This window comes from Rubrivirga sp., from assembly GCF_049648075.1.
Taxonomy (GTDB): Bacteria; Bacteroidota; Rhodothermia; order Rhodothermales; family Rubricoccaceae; genus Rubrivirga.
On sequence record NZ_JBARYR010000615.1, the window covers coordinates 1 to 1,960 of the forward strand.

Genomic DNA, 1,960 nt, shown 5'->3' on the forward strand with positions numbered 1-1,960 from the left:
GGTCCGCCCCGCGTGCGCGTCGAGACGGCCGTCGAGGGCGAGCACGTGGCGGTGCGCGTCCGCGACAACGGGCCGGGCATCGAGGCGGGTCTCCAAGACCGCGTCTTCGAGCCCTTCTACACCACCAAGCCGCCCGGAGAGGGGACCGGGCTCGGGCTCGCGCTCGCCTACGACGTCGTCGTGGGTCGCCACGGCGGCTCGATCTCGATCGACAGCGTCGTGGGCGAGGGCACGATGGTCACGCTCTCGCTCCCCGCCTCGGCGCGTGGCCAGCCGCGTGCCGAGGCACCCCTCCAGGCGCCCGTTCCGGAGCGCACGACCGACCGAACTCACTCTCCATCCTCGCCATGACCCGCACCCTCTTCGCTCTCGCGGTCCTCGCCGCGATCGCCCACCACGTCCTCCAGCCCATCGAGATCGACCTCGACGGACTGAGCGCTGACGCCCCCGCCTGGGTCGACCAACTGGTCGGCCGCAATCCCTAACCCCACGCAACCGCCCGGCCTCTTGCTGACGGCGAAGCGCCGCTGGCGCCGCGCCTCGACTCCCCCCACCCCGTTTCACCCCAGACCCATGACCCGACCGATTTCCTCCCGCCGCACACCGCGCGCGCTTCTGGCGACCCTGTGCGCCGCCCTCTTCGTCCTCACCGGCTGCGACACCTCCGACGTCGTCGACGAGCCAGCGCGCACCGTCGTGACCGCCTCGGGCGACATCACCGCTGACCTCGCGGCCTTCCGCACAATCCTGGGCGACTCGCTCAACAAGACGCCCGGCACCACGACGGGCCGACGCGAGATCGACTGGGACGCCGTGCCCGCTGCGTTCTCCGACAATGACGCCTTCCCCGGCGACTTCTTCAACCTCACCGACCCCGACGGCCCCAACGCCCGCAAGCGCGGCGCCGTCTTCGCGACGCCGGGCACGGGCTTCCGCGTGAGCGGCACCGACCTGGCCGACATTGACCCGTCGTACGACGCCCAGTTCGACGCCTTCAGCCCCACCAAGACGTTCGTCGCGGCCGGCAGCGCCGTCACCGACGTGACGTTCCAGCGGCCGGGCGAGGCGACGGCCGCCGCCGTCCACGGCTTCGGCGTCGTGTTCTCGGACGTGGACGTGGCGGGCGCAGCGACGGTCGAGTTCTTCTCGGCCGCTGGCAGCCTGGGCCGGTACGCGGCGCCCGTCGCGCCCCAGGGCATCTCGCTCGTCGGGGTCCACTTCCCCGACGACGACGTGGTCCGCGTGCGGATCGTATCGGGAGGGGGCGCGCTCGGCGCCGGAGTCCACGACGTGAGCGACGGCGGCTCGGCGGACTTGGTCGTGATGGACGACTTCCTCTACGACGAGCCGCGTGCGCTCTGACCACGCCCCGAGTCCTTCCACCTGCCGGGCCGGGCACCATCTGCGCGCCCGGCCCGGTTGTGTTCACGGGACTTCGCCGTGCGCCGCCCGGACCTCGGGCGGCGGGCCATAGCCGCGCGTGTCCGCCAGAGGCCGCTCGTTGAAGAAACCGTGACCGACTTGGGAGCCCAGCCCGGTCTCACGTCACGGGTTGCGAGCCCCGGCCCTGGGGCTTCTGGCCTATCCACCCGCCGTCGTTCCCATGCGTGCTTTTCTCCTCTCGCTCGTTCTGCTTGCCGCCGTCTCCGCCCGCGCACAGGACGCGCCGCTGGCGCCGCGTCTCGACGGCCTGGGCGATTTCTCACGCGCGGTTGACACCGACGTGCCCCTGGCGCAGCGGTTCTCGGACCAGGGGATCGTGCTCTCGTTCGCCTTCAACCACGCCGAGGCCGTCCGCGCCTTCCGCGAGGCGCAGCGGCTCGACCCGTCGTGCGCGATGTGTGCCTGGGGCGAGGCGCTCGCGCTCGGCCCCCACGTCAACGCGCCGATGAACGCTGAGGACGCGGCGCCGGCCTGGGCGGCGCTCCAGCGCGCGCGGTCGGGGTCCGAGCGACTGCCC

Annotated in this window: 3 protein-coding genes and 1 pseudogene; all 4 read left to right on the plus strand. The window is 72.7% G+C overall.

The window, feature by feature from the left end; translation table 11 throughout:
- On the plus strand, positions 1 to 351 hold a 351-nt coding region (locus WBA11_RS16835), incomplete at its 5' end, for a sensor histidine kinase (protein WP_424521805.1).
- On the plus strand, positions 348 to 485 hold the full coding sequence (locus WBA11_RS16840; RefSeq protein ID WP_424521806.1) for a hypothetical protein: 138 nt from the start codon (positions 348 to 350) through the stop codon (positions 483 to 485). The genes WBA11_RS16835 and WBA11_RS16840, both read left to right, overlap by 4 nt.
- An 88-nt stretch (positions 486 to 573) precedes the next feature.
- Positions 574 to 1,362, plus strand: a complete 789-nt coding sequence (locus WBA11_RS16845) for a hypothetical protein (RefSeq protein ID WP_424521807.1) — start codon at positions 574 to 576, stop codon at positions 1,360 to 1,362.
- 241 nt (positions 1,363 to 1,603) lie between these two features.
- Positions 1,604 to 1,960, plus strand: a pseudogene (locus tag WBA11_RS16850) (hypothetical protein); the annotation flags it as partial.

Bases quoted from the DNA above. Each gene is read 5' to 3' on its own strand.
- WBA11_RS16840 (WP_424521806.1), top strand. From the start codon at position 348: ATGACCCGCACCCTCTTCGCTCTCGCGGTCCTCGCCGCGATCGCCCAC.
- WBA11_RS16845 (WP_424521807.1), top strand. From the start codon at position 574: ATGACCCGACCGATTTCCTCCCGCCGCACACCGCGCGCGCTTCTGGCG.